17 protein-coding genes are annotated in these 16,292 nt (G+C 65.2%); 6 read left to right on the top strand and 11 right to left on the bottom strand.

Going from position 1 to position 16,292, the window contains the following annotated elements; all coding sequences use genetic code 11:
- Positions 1–70 precede the first annotated feature (70 nt).
- Together AB0C34_RS00860 and AB0C34_RS00855 are read right to left on the bottom strand one after the other, a co-directional pair.
- Positions 71–280 (bottom strand): DUF397 domain-containing protein, encoded by a 210-nt coding sequence (locus tag AB0C34_RS00860; RefSeq protein ID WP_357065967.1) that lies wholly within the window; start codon positions 278–280, stop codon positions 71–73.
- Positions 280–1,152 (bottom strand): helix-turn-helix transcriptional regulator, encoded by an 873-nt coding sequence (locus AB0C34_RS00855; RefSeq protein WP_357065964.1) that lies wholly within the window; start codon positions 1,150–1,152, stop codon positions 280–282. Before AB0C34_RS00855 ends, AB0C34_RS00860 begins: the two co-directional genes overlap by 1 nt.
- Positions 1,153–1,313: 161 nt before the next feature.
- Here AB0C34_RS00855 and AB0C34_RS00850 point away from each other — a divergent pair, with 161 nt between their 5' ends.
- From AB0C34_RS00850 to AB0C34_RS00835, 4 genes are all read left to right on the top strand, one after another.
- Complete coding sequence (locus AB0C34_RS00850; RefSeq protein ID WP_357065962.1) at positions 1,314–1,724, top strand: hypothetical protein; 411 nt, start codon at positions 1,314–1,316, stop codon at positions 1,722–1,724.
- Positions 1,721–2,044, top strand: coding sequence for a hypothetical protein (locus tag AB0C34_RS00845; protein WP_357065959.1), 324 nt, complete (start codon positions 1,721–1,723; stop codon positions 2,042–2,044). The genes AB0C34_RS00850 and AB0C34_RS00845 overlap by 4 nt, the downstream gene beginning before the upstream one ends.
- Positions 2,045–2,091: 47 nt before the next feature.
- Entirely contained in the window at positions 2,092–2,358 is a 267-nt protein-coding gene (locus AB0C34_RS00840; RefSeq protein ID WP_357065957.1) for a hypothetical protein, read from the top strand.
- A 144-nt stretch (positions 2,359–2,502) separates the two neighbouring features.
- Positions 2,503–3,168, top strand: coding sequence for a hypothetical protein (locus tag AB0C34_RS00835; RefSeq protein ID WP_357065954.1), 666 nt, complete (start codon positions 2,503–2,505; stop codon positions 3,166–3,168).
- A 133-nt stretch (positions 3,169–3,301) separates the two neighbouring features.
- Here AB0C34_RS00835 and AB0C34_RS00830 read toward each other — a convergent pair whose 3' ends face one another.
- Both AB0C34_RS00830 and AB0C34_RS00825 read right to left on the bottom strand, forming a co-directional pair.
- Positions 3,302–4,216: an SDR family NAD(P)-dependent oxidoreductase gene (locus tag AB0C34_RS00830; protein WP_357065951.1), complete on the bottom strand. Its 915-nt coding sequence runs from the start codon at positions 4,214–4,216 to the stop codon at positions 3,302–3,304.
- 193 nt (positions 4,217–4,409) lie between these two features.
- Positions 4,410–5,801 (bottom strand): hypothetical protein, encoded by a 1,392-nt coding sequence (locus AB0C34_RS00825; RefSeq protein WP_357065948.1) that lies wholly within the window; start codon positions 5,799–5,801, stop codon positions 4,410–4,412.
- Between the two features lie 293 nt (positions 5,802–6,094).
- On the opposite strand from AB0C34_RS00825, the gene AB0C34_RS00820 reads away from it, so the two are divergent.
- Both AB0C34_RS00820 and AB0C34_RS00815 read left to right on the top strand, forming a co-directional pair.
- Positions 6,095–6,634 (top strand): GNAT family N-acetyltransferase, encoded by a 540-nt coding sequence (locus AB0C34_RS00820; protein ID WP_357065945.1) that lies wholly within the window; start codon positions 6,095–6,097, stop codon positions 6,632–6,634.
- A gap of 68 nt (positions 6,635–6,702) precedes the next feature.
- Complete coding sequence (locus tag AB0C34_RS00815; RefSeq protein WP_357065942.1) at positions 6,703–7,599, top strand: hypothetical protein; 897 nt, start codon at positions 6,703–6,705, stop codon at positions 7,597–7,599.
- 12 nt (positions 7,600–7,611) lie between these two features.
- Here the strand turns inward: AB0C34_RS00815 and AB0C34_RS00810 are convergent, their stop codons facing one another.
- The 7 genes from AB0C34_RS00810 to moeZ form a co-directional block, all read right to left on the bottom strand.
- Complete coding sequence (locus AB0C34_RS00810) at positions 7,612–8,754, bottom strand: SCO2521 family protein (protein ID WP_357065940.1); 1,143 nt, start codon at positions 8,752–8,754, stop codon at positions 7,612–7,614.
- A gap of 1 nt (position 8,755) precedes the next feature.
- On the bottom strand, positions 8,756–9,769 hold the full coding sequence (locus AB0C34_RS00805) for an SCO2522 family protein (protein ID WP_357065937.1): 1,014 nt from the start codon (positions 9,767–9,769) through the stop codon (positions 8,756–8,758).
- Positions 9,770–9,826: 57 nt separating this feature from the next.
- Complete coding sequence (locus AB0C34_RS00800; protein ID WP_357065934.1) at positions 9,827–10,738, bottom strand: SCO2523 family variant P-loop protein; 912 nt, start codon at positions 10,736–10,738, stop codon at positions 9,827–9,829.
- Between the two features lie 4 nt (positions 10,739–10,742).
- Entirely contained in the window at positions 10,743–12,635 is a 1,893-nt protein-coding gene (locus AB0C34_RS00795) for an SCO2524 family protein (RefSeq protein WP_357065931.1), read from the bottom strand.
- 172 nt (positions 12,636–12,807) lie between these two features.
- A complete protein-coding gene (locus tag AB0C34_RS00790; RefSeq protein ID WP_357065928.1) occupies positions 12,808–13,659 on the bottom strand; it encodes a TIGR02569 family protein in 852 nt (283 codons plus the stop codon).
- A gap of 243 nt (positions 13,660–13,902) precedes the next feature.
- On the bottom strand, positions 13,903–14,199 hold the full coding sequence (locus AB0C34_RS00785; RefSeq protein ID WP_357065925.1) for a hypothetical protein: 297 nt from the start codon (positions 14,197–14,199) through the stop codon (positions 13,903–13,905).
- Between the two features lie 783 nt (positions 14,200–14,982).
- Positions 14,983–16,167 carry an adenylyltransferase/sulfurtransferase MoeZ gene (moeZ, locus tag AB0C34_RS00780; protein ID WP_357065922.1) on the bottom strand — a complete coding sequence of 395 codons (1,185 nt, stop codon included), beginning with the start codon at positions 16,165–16,167 and terminating at the stop codon, positions 14,983–14,985.
- Between the last annotated feature and the right edge of the window lie 125 nt (positions 16,168–16,292).

Raw genomic sequence — 16,292 nt, 5'->3', positions numbered from 1 at the left:
GCAGACGACCACCTCAGTCGTGGCGCGTTGGAATCGGGATCACCGCCTGCTCGTGATGCAATTCGACTGGTCACGCGGGCGATTGGAATTCGTTGTCCATCACACCCGCAGTGAAGGCGTCCCACTCGCCCGAAGTGAAGATCAGTGCCGGACCCGCCGGGTTTTTCGAATCACGGATTCCAACCTGCCCGGCGGCGAGCCACGCTACTTCGACACACGCCTCACCACCGGAACTCCAGCCCGACTTGAACCACTGCGCGCCGGATAGGTCGCTGGTCACTATTCGTATCTCCTTGCTATGTTCCTGAGCAAATCTCTCGAAGGCCGTTCCTCCAGTGCAGCACCTCGAAGTGTTTCGTAGATCTCGCGATAACGCTCCACGTCATCATTCTCCTCGAAGATTATTGTCCCTGTGGCACTTTCGGTGTAGACAACGGACGGTTCGGTGCGCGGGAAGTCGATGATGATGTGCGGTGGTTGCGCGCCTCCGGTCGGGAACCCCGCTGCGGACGGTAGTATCCGGACCGAGACGTTCTCTCGCGTACCCATATCGGCAACATGGCGAAGTACTGAGGACATGACCCGATCGGAGCCGACAACGGTACGCAACACCGATTCATGCAGTATAAACTCGGCACGCACTGGCTTGTGCCGGCGAGTCAGTATTCTCGCCCGTTGCAATCGCAGCTCAACGCGCCGCTCCATCTCTTCCCTTGTATCTGTACGGAGATATACTTCGACGTTTCGTGCATAGTCGGCGGTTTGCAGCAGCCCCGGTATGATCAGAGATTGAAAGAAGTGCAATTCGGTTGCTACTGCTTCCAGTTGCAGATACGTGTTGAATCCCGGTCGAATCAGACTCCGGAAGTGCTGCCACCATACCTTCGCATTTGAATGCGTTACAAGCGATTTGAGATACTCTGTCATGTCCGCCGGTAGCCCGTAGAACTGACAGATGAATTCGACATCCCGAACCTTGACCTTCTCGTTCTGGCCGAGTTCGAGCCGACTGAGCGTGGACCGGCTGATCTCCAAAACTTCGGCTACCTGTTCGAGGGTGTGACCACTGGCCTGCCGCGCGTCGCGTAGCGCCCGGCCCAACTGGCGACGCGGCAGCGTCGTCCTGCTGAGGTCTGACTTCGTACCCACCACTCCGCTGTGTCCTCCCCTTGTTCTCACGATGTGCCCTGCTTTTTCCCACGGCGAGAGTTCTCGTGTGCCGAACTCGGGAAACTCGCAGGGCATATGCATGGATTGCGGTACGCCGTCGATTTCCCGCCCGCCTTCATGAGCACTCTCCGCAGCATAAGGGCATGACCAACGACATGAATGAGAACTCCGAACGTTCGCAAACGCAATCGGCAGAACCGAATTCACCCGATCCCCGCACCCAACCGAACGCGGTGGGGTTTGTGCGGGGTGAGGTGTCGGGGCCGTATGCACCGCGACACGCGGTCGCCGTCCGATGTCACGCCCGCTCACTGGGCTATCGGTACGTGTACACCGTCACGCCCCCGCGTGACAACGCCGACCCGATCGGGTTCGTGCTGGCTATCGCGGTCGGGCTGAACGTGGACGCGATCGTGGTCTCCGACCTGGCCCATGTCGATGACCAGCCGGCGCGGGTCTGCGCGGACTTCGACCTGGAAACAGTGTGCCCGCCGGGCAGGTGGGCGCGGGCCACCGCATCAGCACCAACCATCGCCGAGGTGGCGGGGCGATGAATCGGGACGCTCTGCGCACACCCACCGAAGTCTGTGGTCACGCCGATGTGCGGCTGGCGCATGAGCAGATGCGGATGCATCGGGACTGCCGGGTCGAACGGTGTGCTTGGAAAGCGGCGGCGTATCACACACTGGTGTCTACGGGGCGGCTCACGCCGCAGGCGGTGAGCCCGCACGAGCGCGCCGCCGCGCGCAGCGCGCATTATCCGCCCGTGGAAGAGCCCGGCCGCGCCGATCGGAGCCCGGTCGCGGAGACGCTGCATGAGGTGCTCGAACGGCTGTCGGAGTTGGCCACGCCACCGGAACCGCGGCAGGGGTGAAACGGGTGCATCGGACCACGATCGGAGACATACATACCGGTTGGCGAATGGTGGGTCATCGCATCGAAATCCTGTTCTTGCGCGACGACGCCGACCCCACACCCGCCTACCGGCTACGCGATAACGGCGATATCGTCCCGATTCCGTTGGGGCGGTGCGGTCTTGTCGCGTTCGACGAGCGCGCGTTGCCTGATCTGGCTCAGGCGCGGGAATGGTTCCCACACCACTTCCGACTGTGGGATGCGGTGCGGGCGCAATTCTGGGACGCGTTGTTGCCCCCGGGCGGCACCCGCCGCCCGACGAGTGGCACATGACTGCGCGATAACGCGAGTAGGCCCCGCTGTGGTGTGCCACTCCTCAGAACCGCGGATCCCCCGTCCTACCGATCCGCCGGACGCGGCGGGGTCGCCTAACGCACCAGCGACCTGATGCGGGTCGCCTATCCGAAAGAAGGAAGAATGTCCAAACGACGAAATCGACCGCGGCACAATCCGACAACGTTGCGCCAACCGGAGCGGACCGGCCCCACCATCCGCTACCCGCCCCGTGCCACGATCGACGCGCTACTCACGGCCATGATGGCCGAACGCAAGGCCGACACGGCCGACCCGAATATCGACACCGTTCACTTCTGGGGATTCGCCAGCGCGGACAACCTGATGGCACAAGAGACGGCTCATACCGCGATAGTCCTCGATCCTGACGCCGAGCGCTCACCGATCCTGGATTCGGCCGCATGGCTGATGCGGAGACTCTCCGGCCGCCTATGGGGGTTCGGGTTGGCGTACCGGACGGTCGGCGAGATGTTCGCCGGAACCGATGGCGTACCCGAGGACGCGATCAGGGCGGCGAGGTCGGGCAGACTGAACGAACGCGCTGGCGCCGACGAAATGTACGCGGCAACGATTTTCGATGCCCGCGCATGGTCATACACCGCACTGACCTATACCCACCTACCCGAACTCGGGCCGACCCCCACCTGGATCAACGACACACGCAAGTCCACCGACTCTTGGATCGCCCTGTTCGATCAGCGTGCCGTCGCGGCGCACGCGTGGGCGGCGGCGATAGCGCTGGACCCGGACGGCAACCACGCCACCGTAGCCCGGCTACGGACACCATGAGGACGCTGAACTGATACCTTCGGCGGTATTGCGGACGAATCCCCACCGGGACGTCGACAGCAGACCGGCCAGCACGTCGGAGAAAGACCCCGGGTCCGTTCGAAATGGCACAGCGTGATGGCCGGTCCCGCCCTCAGACCGGAAAGGTGACTCCAGTCAAATCCTCCGAGACCGTCCACAGGCGTTGCTGAATCGCCGTGTCATGCGATTGTCGACTCGATTCGACAATTTTCGGGTACCCGCGGGTCTCCAAGAATCCGCCCGGTCCGTAGTACTGACCACCGCGCACGTCGGGACCAGTGGCCGCGCGCAGTACCGGCAAGGCGCCCATCGCCGCGCTCTGCGTGACGATGGGCGCGAGAACGGGCACGAGCGCGCGCAGCGGGGTCGGCGTGTAGCGCATCAAATCGGTGTTGGCGGCACCTGGGTGCGCGGCGACGGCGATCGTACTGGCGGTGCCGGAGAGGCGACGCTGCAACTCGTAGGTGAACATCAGATTCGCCAGCTTGGACTGGCCGTATGCCTCGACCCGGTTGTAGGACCGTTCGCCCTGCAGATCGTCGAAATGTATCCGCGCGCGGATTCGATGGCCGACGCTGCTGACCGTGACCACCCGCGAGCCCGGTACCGACAGCATTCTGTCGAGCAACAGCCCGGTGAGCGCGAAGTGTCCCAGATGATTCGTACCGAATTGCAGCTCGAACCCGTCACGGGTGGTCTGCCTCGGCGGGTACATCACCCCGGCGTTGTTGACCAACAGATCGATCGTCGAATAGGCGGCCCTGAGCTGTTCGGCGGCATTGCGCACGGATTCCAGCGAGGTGAGATCGAGGTGCTGGACGGTGGTGTCCGCGCCCGGGACGGCATCGGCGATGCGGGCGGCGGCATGTTTGCCCTTGTCCACATCGCGCACCGCCAACACGACCGATGCGCCGTGCGCCGCGAGTGCCCGAGCGGCGGCGAACCCGAGTCCGCTATTGGCTCCGGTGACAATCGCCACTCGGCCCTGCTGATCTGGTATGTCTCGCTCCGTCCACCTGGTCGCCATATTTCCTCCCAAGATTTCGTCGGTCCGTCGGTTCGTCTGACGAACCCGGCGGGGGTAAGACTGATATTCACACCGTTGCGCTCCCAGGGCAGTTGTGCAAGGGCGGCACGCCAGCATGCACAACTCAGCGCGATAGTCATCGGTGCCTCGGCTTATTCCGGAGCCGGACGAGATGGGACTCGGAGGCTTCGTCTCAGCGCACCGAGCCGTGCCGTTCGGCGAAACGATCCTCGAACTCGGCCAGGTAGACCTCCGGCGCAATGGAGGACGACGAATGTTCGAGCACGCCGTCGTCACCGACGTAGAAAATCGCCCGACCGATCGCGATGTGCCCCTCCGGCACCGGCACGAACACCATCCAACCGACGCTGAACCGTTCGGCGACCAACTGCGACAGCGGATATCCCGTAGTGTCCAGCCGCCACCCGATGACGTAGTCCCGGACCCGGGAGATCGCCTCCGCCGCCGACATCCGTTCCGGGATCGGTGGCACCAAACCAGCCGACGAGTACTGGTAGAGGGCGCCGTCGACATCGAAACGCTCGGTATCGCCGAACACCTCGAGCAGCGTCGCGCGAGTCACCGTGCCCGCCTCGGCCGCGGACACCAACGACGCGATCGCGGCGCGCGGCTCGTCGCCTAGGTCCGGGACGAGACCAGCGGCGATCGCGATCACCGTGTCGCGGGTCCACATGCCTGGGACCGCCGCGGCGCAGTCCGCACCCGAAGGTGACTGCCCGCGATACCACCGCCCCGACTCCCACCAGTAGCAGAACGACAGCAGGCCGGAGGAGGCGCGAGCGTTCAGCGCCTGATCGGTCACCCAATCGGGCGCGCCCGCGTAGAGATTCGGCATCGGAGCACCATCGGTGTAGACCGCGTCCAAGCTGGGTGCGTTCCACACCCCACCCGACAGGACGGCCCGTCCCGCCGGCAGCGCGTGCAGCGTCGCCCCGCTCAACGTATCGCTCTCGAACAGGCCGGTCCACGGCAGCATCCGCGGACCCTGGTCCGACCCGACGGCCACGAAGGCCGCGGCGATCGTCGCCCACCGCGCCCACATCGCGGGAAAAGGCGGAAACTCGTCTATGGCCAGAGTCGCCCATACCTGACTGGACCGGTCGGCGCGCGCCTGCGCTGCCGCTTGTTGTGGACTACGCAGTTGCCGGCCGCCGTGACCGATATACGCGGCCATCCAGATCGGCACCCGCTCGCGCGGATGGGCGTCCAGGTCCGCGCGGTAGACCTGCGGGCCGAACAGCTGCCCCGACGGGAACGGATAGTCGCCGTAGTCATAGCGGAGGTCGATCTCGCCGGAACTGGTCAGCACCACAAGTATTCGCCACCAGGGACGCACACCCGATCGGGCCGCGACGGACCGTTGTCGCCGGACAATCGTGAACATCCCATCAGTCGGCCTCATCGATACGGTGTGCGCACCGACGGAGTACACGACATGGCCGACTTCGGAGGTCGCGGTGACCGCGAAGACCGCATCCGCCTGATGCCAGCCCGCGGGAGCCTGGGTAATAAGAGCGTCGACGAGTGGGCCTTCGTCGTTCGCCTCGTTCGATTCGTCTGCCACACTGCCCTTCTCGCAACACTGAAGCCATCGCCGAAACGACCCCTGGGGGTCTCGGTGCGGCGGCGTCGCCGGAGGTTGGTAAGCCCCCCGTACGGGAATTTACCAACCGCGCACGGGACGCCGCTCCACTCGCTGATGCCCATCCTCGAGTGGGTCGCGGCACGCCCGCTCCATGTCTAGGCGAAAGTCACACTGCCTGAATCACATTCACCGTGTATGGCTTTTCACCCACGCGCCACACCAGCGCTCTACTCTGGAAGCCGAACTCACAACGGGGCGACAGAGGTGAGCATGTGACAATCGCGAACGAGGCCGCGGCGCCGGTATTCCGGTCTGCGACGCTGGGTGATCTTCCGAATATCGCCACGCTCGAGCAGACCGAATTCGCCGACCTCGCGTACCCGTACTTCGCGCTGCGCCAGCTCTTCGATCTGCACGGAACACAATGGGTGGTCGCCGATCTCGACGGATCGGTGTGCGGCTATGTGATGGTGGCACTCGGCTCGCCACAGCACGCCTGGGTGATCGGGCTCGCCGTCGCACCCCAGTGCCGGGGCCGCGGTTACGGACGTACGCTCCTGAACGGCGCGCTGGCCCGCTGCCAGGTCGCCCAAGTGGACGATGTGTTCCTCACTGTCCGGCCCACCGATCACTCTGCGTCGAACCTGTACCAGAAGACCGGGTTCGTCTGGACCGGGCATGAGGAGCGCTACTTCGGCGCGGGTGAACCGCGCGACGTCTTGGTCTGTCGAATCCAGTACCGTCCCGGCGCCCGGTCGATCAGCGATCCGACCTCGAACATCTGGCGCAAGCGCGGCTCACGGCCCGATTAGATGACGAAATCCGTTGCTATGGTGGATATCACGGCGCGCTGATGCGCCGACCCGGGGGAGGAACGCCTATGACCGAACACGAGGACGTGGTCACCCATGTGCAATTCCGGAATTCGCCCGACATCTGGATCGATCAACACGCCACGGGCTACGCCCAAGAAGTCGCAGACTACCTCGACGAGTTGAGTGCCGCGACCAGAAAACCGGACGAGAAGCCACTGCTCGACTCGTTCAACAATCACGTCGAAAAGGTGGTCACCGCGTTCGACCATTCGAAGGTCAAGCACCGCGGTGACAGCCTGCTCTTTTCCGATATCTACGCCGCCGCTGAGGCCGCCAGCACCGCGATGGACGAGGTCCTGCAGCGGGCGCACATCGAGTTACTGATGGCACTGCTGGCCGCGGAGGTCGAACTGCGCGGCCCGCTGCGTCTGAGCCGCACCCAGAACATGCGGTTGGCCGATACCTACGAAAAGCTCGGTCGCCATCTCCTTGCGGCCGAGCGGCCCGGTCAACGGGTCAAGAGCTTTCTCCCAGGACACGCGGCCATGGCCTTTCTGCGCGCTTCCGGTCTGCATGCGCTCAATGAAGATATCGACGCACAGGACCGCTGCGGCCTCGCGCTGGCCAGAGCGCGCCGGTCGGCGACCTACCCGGCCTGGCGCCGGAGTCCCGGCTGGGCCTCGGATCTGTTGTGCGGCTATGGCTATCGTCCCTTCCAGCTACTCGGTTGGATCGCCGCGCAGTTGCTTGTGTTCACCATCGCACTGTGGCTTGCCACGCCCATTTCGATCACCACATCGCTGCACATGTGCCTGATCAACTTCCTCAATCCACTGGGGCTCGGCGACCTCGAGGAGGTCGGCCGCGTCGGCCGCCCCGTGCTCATCCTCGAGGCGTACGCCGGGATCGTCTCCACCTCGGTCTTTTTCGCGCTGCTCGTCCGCCGATGGTTTCGACTGTAGGTAGGCCGGAGGTCAATCCGGGGTGTTGATCGCTGAGGGCCGCATGGCGGCCAGTATCGCCACCGACATCCGGTCGCGCAGTTGGCCCACCCGTGCCTGCCATTCCCGGGTGAAACCGGGTTCGTGATCCAGCTGCTTCCATAGCCCGCGCAACGGCGCGGGCGCATGCGCGCCGGGCATCCAGAGGTGCGCCAGATGGGTGATCAGGGGCGCGATGAGCTCGGCGGACTCCGGGCTGGACGGCGGGTAGAGATCGGCCTCCTCGACCACCGAGTCGGCGACCGTGAGCAGCCAGTCGTGCAACGCGAGCTCCTCGCAGAAGCGATGCGCCACAGCGAGTTCCGACTCGTCGCGCACGGTCACCAGCACCGTGCGCACCAACTCGTCTTGGAGCTGGAAGGTCAGCATCGGCTGCGGCACATCGGCGATCCGCGCGGCCCAGCGCAGGCGCGCCGTCCGCGTCTGCATCGGCGGGTGCTGGTCGAGCCGCATGTCCATCCGGATTCTGGCGAGCAGCCGCTGGCTGATCGAGGCCAGATCCAGCGTGCCGTCGGGCTGCTCCCCCGCGGCGAGAAAAGTGTTGGCCAGCTCGGCGCCGGTCGCGGCGGTGACCCGCGAGATCACCTCCATCACCCCGACTCGGGTCAGATAGTGCGACCAGGTCTGCCGATTACTCGCCTCGGCCGGAACGACCGTGGTGTGCACCGAACTCTGTAGCACTCGTCCACCGAAAACCAGCGCGTTGGTCGCCACCGTCCCGACCGCGCGGACACCGCCGCCGGGTCGGGTGGCCAGCTGACAATCCACCCCGACAGCGGTGGTCGGCGAGGTGGCGAGCGTGGTCGGCCGCTCCCGCCACCGCATCCGTCGGCCCGGGATCAGTGCGAGTAGTTCCTCCAGCATGTCACGGCCGAGCGCAGTCGAATCCGGTACCAGGCAGGTGCGGACCTCCCCGAGCAGGATCAGCGGTGCGTTGCCGGAAGGTGCTGACGCTATGGGCTTTTCGTCACTCGAGCGAGCGGACCTACCCGCCAGCGGAGGCTGCCGAACCGGCCGACGGTCGCGTCTGGCACGCGCCACTGCCGCCAACCGGCGCAGCCGCTCGCCATGCGCGGGCCGGTGGGCGTCGGAACAGGAGTCCGTTGCCGCGTCCATATCAGGAACCATCCAGCAGCACGTGGCTCATCCGCTCGGTCGCCTTGCGCGGCACCGTCATCGCGATGTCCTCGTTCTTGCCTCGCTCGATGATCTGGTCGACCACTTCTTCTTCGAGATCGATGTGATCCAGGATCACCCGCACCGCGTGTTCGATTCCCAAGTACCGCTGCGGCAGCAACGACAGCGAGCGATAGGCGGCGAACGGAGTGGCTCGCGGATTGAGTTTCACCACGGCGGGCATTTCCCACCACTGTTGCGGCCAGCCGTCCTCCGGACGCCACAGCTGCGGATTCACGATCGGTTCACCGTCATAGCGCAGCATTCCGAGCCGCAGCAACTGCCAAATCGACGCCAGGAACGGGCACGACCATTTGGTGTGCACCTCGGCCCGCCCGTTCACCTTCTTGGTCTGTTTGGCCCACATCTGCACATCGAGGAAGATCGAATGCTCGCGTCGGCCGAACTCCTCCGGCGGCTCGTAGGGCGAGCGATGCATGGCCTGGCCCGGCTCGTCGTCGGAGGCGCGACGGCCGTTGCACAGCCAGCCCGACTCCGCGGTGGGCGGGCGGCGCCCGTTCGACCCCTCCGGCGGTTCGGCCACGATGCGTGCGGCGACCATCTCGGCCAACTGGATGCGGTGCTCACCGGCCGAGCCCGACGGCGTCTCCCAGCAGCCCGCCTCGCGAGCCAGATAGTCGATCCGCACGCCACACTCCGCGGCGGTGGCGAGCAGTGTGCCGAGGATCTCGGCTGGATCGGTGTCATGCCGGAAATAGTCGTCGATCAGGAAGCAGGTGCTCACCCGCGCGCGCGGCCCGAACTCGGCTTGCGCCGCCGCGGTAAAGGCGGTGACCAGCGGAGCGATCTTGCGGAACTGCGCGCGGATACGATCCTCGCCGTTGCAGAGATCGTTCATGTAGAAGTGTCCGACCTCGATGGACAGGTGGGACAACGGAACCTTGGCGACCCGCGCCTGCTCGGCCGCCTCGCTATAACCTGCTACGTGGTCCACTGGTGATCGAAAACCCTTCCAGGATGGCGCTTTCGCACAGCGTCGGCGAGTGCGGATCTATTCCCAGGTCGCGGCGTGCACGAGGCGACCGGCAAGCTGGTTGAACGCCGCGGCGGTGTCCTCGTTGGCAATACTGTTGGCTACATCGGCATCGAGAATGATCTGCTCGCGCCATTGCAGCACCGGCTCCACCGGGGTCTTGCCGAGCAAGGATGTCGCGCCGAGCCGGTTCTTCCCGGCCAACGTGACCAATGCTCCATTCTGTTCCTGCAACCACTTGACCTGCGCCGCGCCTGGACCGCCGATCATATCGTTCAATTGTGGCACCGCGGTACGCACGTAGCGGATGTTCGCGAGAAGCTTTTTCGGATCGTGTTTCCACTGGCTGCCGGTCTCCAACAACCCGTGCGGCCCGTGCACCAATCCGCTCGCCGCCAAGATGTGCTGGCGGGTCCAGCGGTGGAAGACCAGCCAGCGCACCGTCTTCGAGGCCAGCTGCGGCGCCGCCGTCGCGCGCAGGACCAACTCCATCGCCAGCGAGCGGCCCGCGCTCAGATCCACGAAACAGACCTTGAATTCCTGTTCGAGACCGACAAGCAGTTCAGCGCAACGCTTGACCACGTCGTCGTTGAGGCTGTCGAACTCGGCGCCACCTTCATCACCGGGAAACAGCACGAGCCGTCCGGTCCTGGTCCGCATCTTGCGCAGGCCACCGCGATCGGTTTTGGCACGCACGTCGATCTGCCGGGCGATCCCGTTCTTCCCGAGCAGGTATTCGTGCAGCCCGTCCCGATCGGGCGTTCCCCGCTCCAGGGAGCCGATCTCGAATAGGGCGCCCGCGGTTGGCGAACCGAAGTCGAAATCGAGGTATGCCACGCTCATGCCGCTCAGGCACAGCCGGTAGGCGAGATTGCAGCTGGTCACCGAACGTCCGGTGCCGCCTTTGTCGGAGGTCGCGAACACGATCATGCGGTCACGTGCTCCTTGTCGCGTCCATTCGGGCATAGGCCAGACGATGCAGTTCGCGCAGCGCGTCGGCGGCCAGCACGAACGCGGTGCCCGCCTGTCTGCGCACCACCAGTTGCCTGGCCTGTTCGAGGTGCTCCTCCACCCGGTCGAGGGTGATCCGGTGCTCCGAGAAATCGTCGATACTGACGCCGAGCATCTCCTGGTTGAGCAGATGCTCGGCCTCGTTGAGCAATTCGACCGCGCGCACCACCATCGCGGGCGAGGTCAGCGGCGGCTCGCGGAAGGTCCGGTCGGCGGTGACCAGGCATTCGATCACCCGCTCCGTCATGTACCAGGATGGCTCGGTCTCGCGTGGCGTCCCGTTACCGAACGCACCGGCGGGATCATCCCAGAGCCCGGACGCGGCGCCGGTGCTGATCATTCGCGCTTCCAGATGATCCATCGTCGACTTGGCCAGATCCATCAGCCGATCGCGGGCGGTGATGTTGCGAGACAGCCGGGCCGCCTGCAACAGGCGCTTCAACAGCACCGGCGCGAAATCCGACACCTCCCACTGCAGCAGCGGCCCGTCGTCCACGGTCTCACTGCCGCGCAAACCCAACCGAACACCAGGAGCGTGCATTTCCACCGCGGGATCGTCGCGCGTGGTCCGGCGGATGATCCGTCCGCGTCTGGCGAGCTCGTCGAAAATCGCGACGGCTCTGGTCAAGTCGTCGTCCGAGGCCGTGCGGTTGACCAGATCCTGGATCAGCACCGCGGACACGATGAGACTGAAATAGTCCGATTCCTCGCCATCGGAGGTGCGCCAGGGGATGTCCTCCAACGGCCACGAGCCGGAACCGAATCGGGCGACCGTCGACCAATAGCGCTGGGTCAGATCCCAGCGAATGCGCAATGCCTCGGCCAGCCGGTACTGCTGCTCGTCGAGCAGGTCCAGCTCCCTGGTGCGCTGCGAGATCAGGTCGTTGATACCGTCCAGCGCGATCACCGTGAAGTACAGGTAGGGGCGCGGATCGGCGATTCCCGGCTTTCTGGCGATATCGCCGTCCACGAATTCGACCGGAGCAGCCTCCCGAACCAAACCCCAGCTCCAGCCGCATTCGAACAGCAAATCCTCATCGTCGAGTTCGGTGTCCGGAGTCTGGCCCAACGTGATGTCGTTGCGCAACCGCGCCCGGACCCGCTCCAGACTGCGGGTGACGCCCTCGACAACCGCCCGCTCCGGCAGGTCGCTCTGATTGAGCATGCCGAGCATTATTTGCCCCGCATCGGATTTCGGCGCGACCGTCTTGACCACGAAACTGCGGACCAGCCCGGTCATCGCGGCGGTGAGTCGAACGCTGAGCCGCTCGGTGAGCCGTTCGATCCGATCAGCCAGGTTGGTCCGCGCCTCCGCACGCACCCACCCCTCATAAACCCGGAGAAAACGCAGCCCCGCGAGGCACAGCGTCAACGACATGGAATACGCGTCGACGACTTCGATATCCTGCTGCGCCGCAGTGGGTTCACGCTCGTCAGCGGAGCGCAGGTAGCTGCCTCCGGCGAACAGGGGCTTCCCGTCCGGTTCGCCGGAACTGTCGGGTGCGCCGTCCGGACCCACGCGCTGGGTATTGCGGAAGATGTACTCCTCCAGCAAGAGGACAACGACGGTGCCGATCCTCGTCTGACCGCCGAACGGCGAAAGCACCGAACTGACGTCATCGGCCATACCGTCGGGACGATCCAGTGCGAGGCTTTCGATCTCGGTCGCCGGGTAGAGCAGACACAGCAACTGCTCTGAATCACTGATCGAGTTCGCCGGTCCACGACCACCCCAGCGCCACTGACCGCCATCCCACGACGCGGACAGCACCGAACGCCACAGATCCAGAATCTGTTGCCTCGGTTGAATTCTCACCTGCCCCTATCCCTCACCCCTCGTCGCGAGCCGCACCGGCCTCCAGCCCAGCAGAGACCCCCGACGGCGATACTGGGCAAAACTTAGCACGGGCCCGACCCGCGGCGTCGAGCTCCGCGCAATTCGATATCGCACTGCGCGCACAGCCATTCCGAACGGCAGTATTCCGAATTCAGAGCGTCAGCCGCACCATGTCGGCAGTGCGCGCCAAACCGGGAAAGGCCTCCGGCATGGAACGTGGGTGCAGCGCGTGCACCGCGAGCCGGAACATGACCGCCCGCAACAGCATCTGCGGCCACTCCGGCAGCTCCGCCCACCGATCCAGCAAACCGTCGTCCGCTCCGCCCCAAGCCAGCGCATCCACCACGATCACGCCCGCCGCCCACGGCACAGGCCGCCAGTACGGCGTGATGTCGGTGAGGCCGGGGGTGTGCGTACCCGCGAACAAGACCGTGCCGAACAGGTCACCGTGCACCAGTTGCGACGGCGTCCGCAACGGCTTGCGCAACGTGGCGAGCTGACCGATCAGCTCGATGCTGCGCCGGCCGTCCGGCGAGGTCGACAGCGGCACACCACCCGCATCGAGGCTGTGCAAGGGCATCGCCTCCCACGCCGCGCGGTCCGCCGCGACGAACACATCCACATCCACCCACGGCGCGGCCGGCGGCTGCACCAGAAACCGCGGCCGCTCCAACGTCGCCGTGGCTTCGTGCAAGCGAAGCGACACCGAAACGACCTCGTCGTGCCGGGGCTCGGGCGTACCCTCCACATAGGTATCCGCACGCCAGCCCGACACCACGTAGCGGCCATCGGTAGCCCGCACCGGCCGGGCCACCCGCAACCCGTCCACCTTCAGCGACTCACGCACCCGCGCCGACCACGCCGCACGCGCATGATCGGCGACCGGACTGAGCACCACGTCCCCGCAACGCCAGCCACCCTCCCAGTCACCGAGTGAAACCGGGGTCACTTCGCGCAGACCGAACGTGGCACGCACATGCTCGGGGGGTTCCACAGAAGTCACGGCCGTACCGTAACGCTCCGTCTCATCAGGCGCGCCTTCGGCACGCCGGGGTGTAATCGTTTGGCAGCGCCTACCGCGCCGCGTGTTCGCGGCCCCTGTGTGGGAGTCACCGTGCCTGTCGTCGCGTCGTGCGTCATCGACCCGCTACCCGCGAAGTTCCTGGCGCTGTTGCCCGACACCGAGACGATCACCACCTCTCAGGGCCGCCATTGTCGGTTCGAAGCACACGCAGGGGTGGTCGGATCAGCGGCCGTGATGCCAACTCCAGTCCCAATGCCCGTCGCGGAAGCCGTGCCATTCCCAGTAGCCACGACCGAAGTCGCAGTCGTTCCATTCGTTGTGGCCACGGCCGGGATTCCAGCGGAAGTTGCCCGTGTGGTCGCAGTCGCGATCCCATCCGTGATCATGATTCCAGCCGGTATGCGCCACCGGAGCCGCCATCGCGGGGGCCGCGACCAAGCCGGCGGGCAACGCGACCAAAGAGCCGAGGATGGCGGCTCCGGCCAACTTCCGACGTGTTGAGGTCTTTCTTCCCAACATGATTGATCCAATCCTTGTCCTGCTGACACCACGGATGTGGAGCAAGCATGACCCTAGGAAGGAAAGCTGGCTGATAGCGTCGATCAAACTGTGAGGTGGCTGGTAATTCCCCGCCTGTGCGACAACTGCGTCGCGAAGCGTCGAGAATGTCCGCCAAGCGTCGAAAAGGCCCTGAGTTCCAGCATCTCCACAAGGGACAACGCCGTACCTACCCGGCGACTAGCACGGTAGCTCCCCGGCCGGCGAGCGCAGGCAACACTCGATGGGGACGCCATGCCTACCCGCCTACCGGCCCGCAGTTCCCACCTACTCACCGCCGATCGACAGACGGATTACCGGCGGTTGCCGCCCCGCCAGAGCGAGACACATCGTCCCCAGCCGGTGAGCGGGTCGACGAGATGAGACTCAGGCGAACACTCCACGGATCGCTCGCGATCACCTAGCAAGGTGCCAACCCCCGAAGAAACACATCGTCACCAGCGCGTGGTCGGGTCGACGAGGTGAAGCCCGAAGGAACAACCACACCACGCCGAACCACACCCGCAAACACAACGCGAACACATAGCGCGCAAGCACTACAGATCGACAACGCGCCCCCGAGGCGACCACAGCACCCCACCCAATTTCCGAGCGAAGCAAGACCTAGCATTGCCCGTTCGCGGCCCGGCTCGCCTCCGAGCGACCGATGCGCCCGCGACGAAGTCGCAAGCAGCGGTCACTCGGACGCGAGCCACACAGGGGCCGCGAACACGCAGCGCCGCAGGCGCTGCCAAACCAACACAGCTAGTACACCGGCAGTGATGTATCCACCTGGTTGGCCCACGCGATCACGCCACCTTGCAGATGGGTGGCGTCGGCGAAGCCCGCGCGTTTGAGCGCGGCCAGGGCCTCCGCGGAGCGGATACCGGTCTTGCAGTGCAGCACGATGGGGCGGTTCTGTGGCAGTTCGGACAGGGCTTCACCGGACAGGATGCGGTCCTTCGGGATCAGCTTGGCGCCCTCGATGTGCACGATGTCCCACTCGACCGGCTCGCGTACATCGATCAGTTCGATCGGTTTGCCCGCGTCGATCAGTTCCTTGAGCTCGCGGGCGGTGATCGTCGCGCCGACGGCCGCGGCCTGGCCTTCCTCGGACACCACGCCGCAGAACGCCTCGTAGTCGATCAGTTCTGTGATCGGCTGACGCTCCGGATCGCGGCGCAACTTGATCGTCCGGTAGTTCATGTCCAGTGCGTCGTACACCATGAGCCTGCCGAGCAGTGGCTCGCCGATGCCGGTGATCAGTTTGATCGCCTCGGTCACCATGACCGATCCGATCGATGCGCACAGCACGCCGAGCACGCCGCCTTCGGCGCATGAGGGCACCATGCCGGGCGGCGGGGCCTCCGGGTACAGATCGCGGTAGTTGATGCCGCGGCCGTCCGGCGCGTCCTCCCAGAACACCGAGACCTGGCCTTCGAAGCGATAGATCGAGCCCCACACGTAGGGCTTTCCCGCGAGTACCGCGGCGTCGTTGACCAAATAGCGGGTCGCGAAGTTGTCGGTGCCGTCGACGATGAGGTCGTACTCGCGAAACAGTTCGACCGCGTTGTCCGGCTCCAACCGGATCTTGTGCAGTCGCACGTCGATACCGGAATTGATCTCCAGGATCGAGTCGCGCGCGCTGTCGGCCTTCGGGCGGCCGATGTCGGATTCGCCGTGGATGATCTGGCGCTGCAAATTGGAGGCATCGACCTCGTCGAACTCGACGATGCCGAGGGTGCCGACACCCGCGGCGGCGAGGTACAGCAGGGCGGGCGAGCCCAGGCCGCCCGCGCCGATCACCAGCACCTTGGCGTTCTTCAGCCGCTTCTGCCCGTCGACGCCGAGATCCGGGATGATCAGGTGCCGGCTGTAGCGGGCGACCTCGTCCTTGGACAGCTCCGCGGCCGGCGCGACAAGTGGCGGCAGGGACTTCGGTGATGACACGTCCAGGACTCCTCGAATCACGTGGGCCGATCGCAGCGACAGTCGGCCCCTTACTGGCTACTCATCAGTGCAACACCGGCGACCGAACCGTTCTTCCCGCGCTCTATCGTCGCGCACCGGATTCG

The organism is Nocardia sp. NPDC049220, assembly GCF_040647855.1.
Lineage (GTDB): Bacteria > Actinomycetota > Actinomycetes > Mycobacteriales > Mycobacteriaceae > Nocardia.
This window is presented reverse-complemented; position numbering and strand designations above follow the sequence as displayed.

Coding starts and splice junctions, on each gene's coding strand:
- AB0C34_RS00850 (WP_357065962.1), top strand. CDS start 1,314: ATGACCAACGACATGAATGAGAACTCCGAACGTTCGCAAACGCAATCG.
- AB0C34_RS00845 (WP_357065959.1), top strand. CDS start 1,721: ATGAATCGGGACGCTCTGCGCACACCCACCGAAGTCTGTGGTCACGCC.
- AB0C34_RS00840 (WP_357065957.1), top strand. CDS start 2,092: ATGGTGGGTCATCGCATCGAAATCCTGTTCTTGCGCGACGACGCCGAC.
- AB0C34_RS00835 (WP_357065954.1), top strand. CDS start 2,503: ATGTCCAAACGACGAAATCGACCGCGGCACAATCCGACAACGTTGCGC.
- AB0C34_RS00830 (WP_357065951.1), bottom strand. CDS start 4,216: ATGGCGACCAGGTGGACGGAGCGAGACATACCAGATCAGCAGGGCCGA.
- AB0C34_RS00815 (WP_357065942.1), top strand. CDS start 6,703: ATGACCGAACACGAGGACGTGGTCACCCATGTGCAATTCCGGAATTCG.
- AB0C34_RS00810 (WP_357065940.1), bottom strand. CDS start 8,754: ATGGACGCGGCAACGGACTCCTGTTCCGACGCCCACCGGCCCGCGCAT.
- AB0C34_RS00800 (WP_357065934.1), bottom strand. CDS start 10,738: ATGATCGTGTTCGCGACCTCCGACAAAGGCGGCACCGGACGTTCGGTG.
- AB0C34_RS00785 (WP_357065925.1), bottom strand. CDS start 14,199: ATGTTGGGAAGAAAGACCTCAACACGTCGGAAGTTGGCCGGAGCCGCC.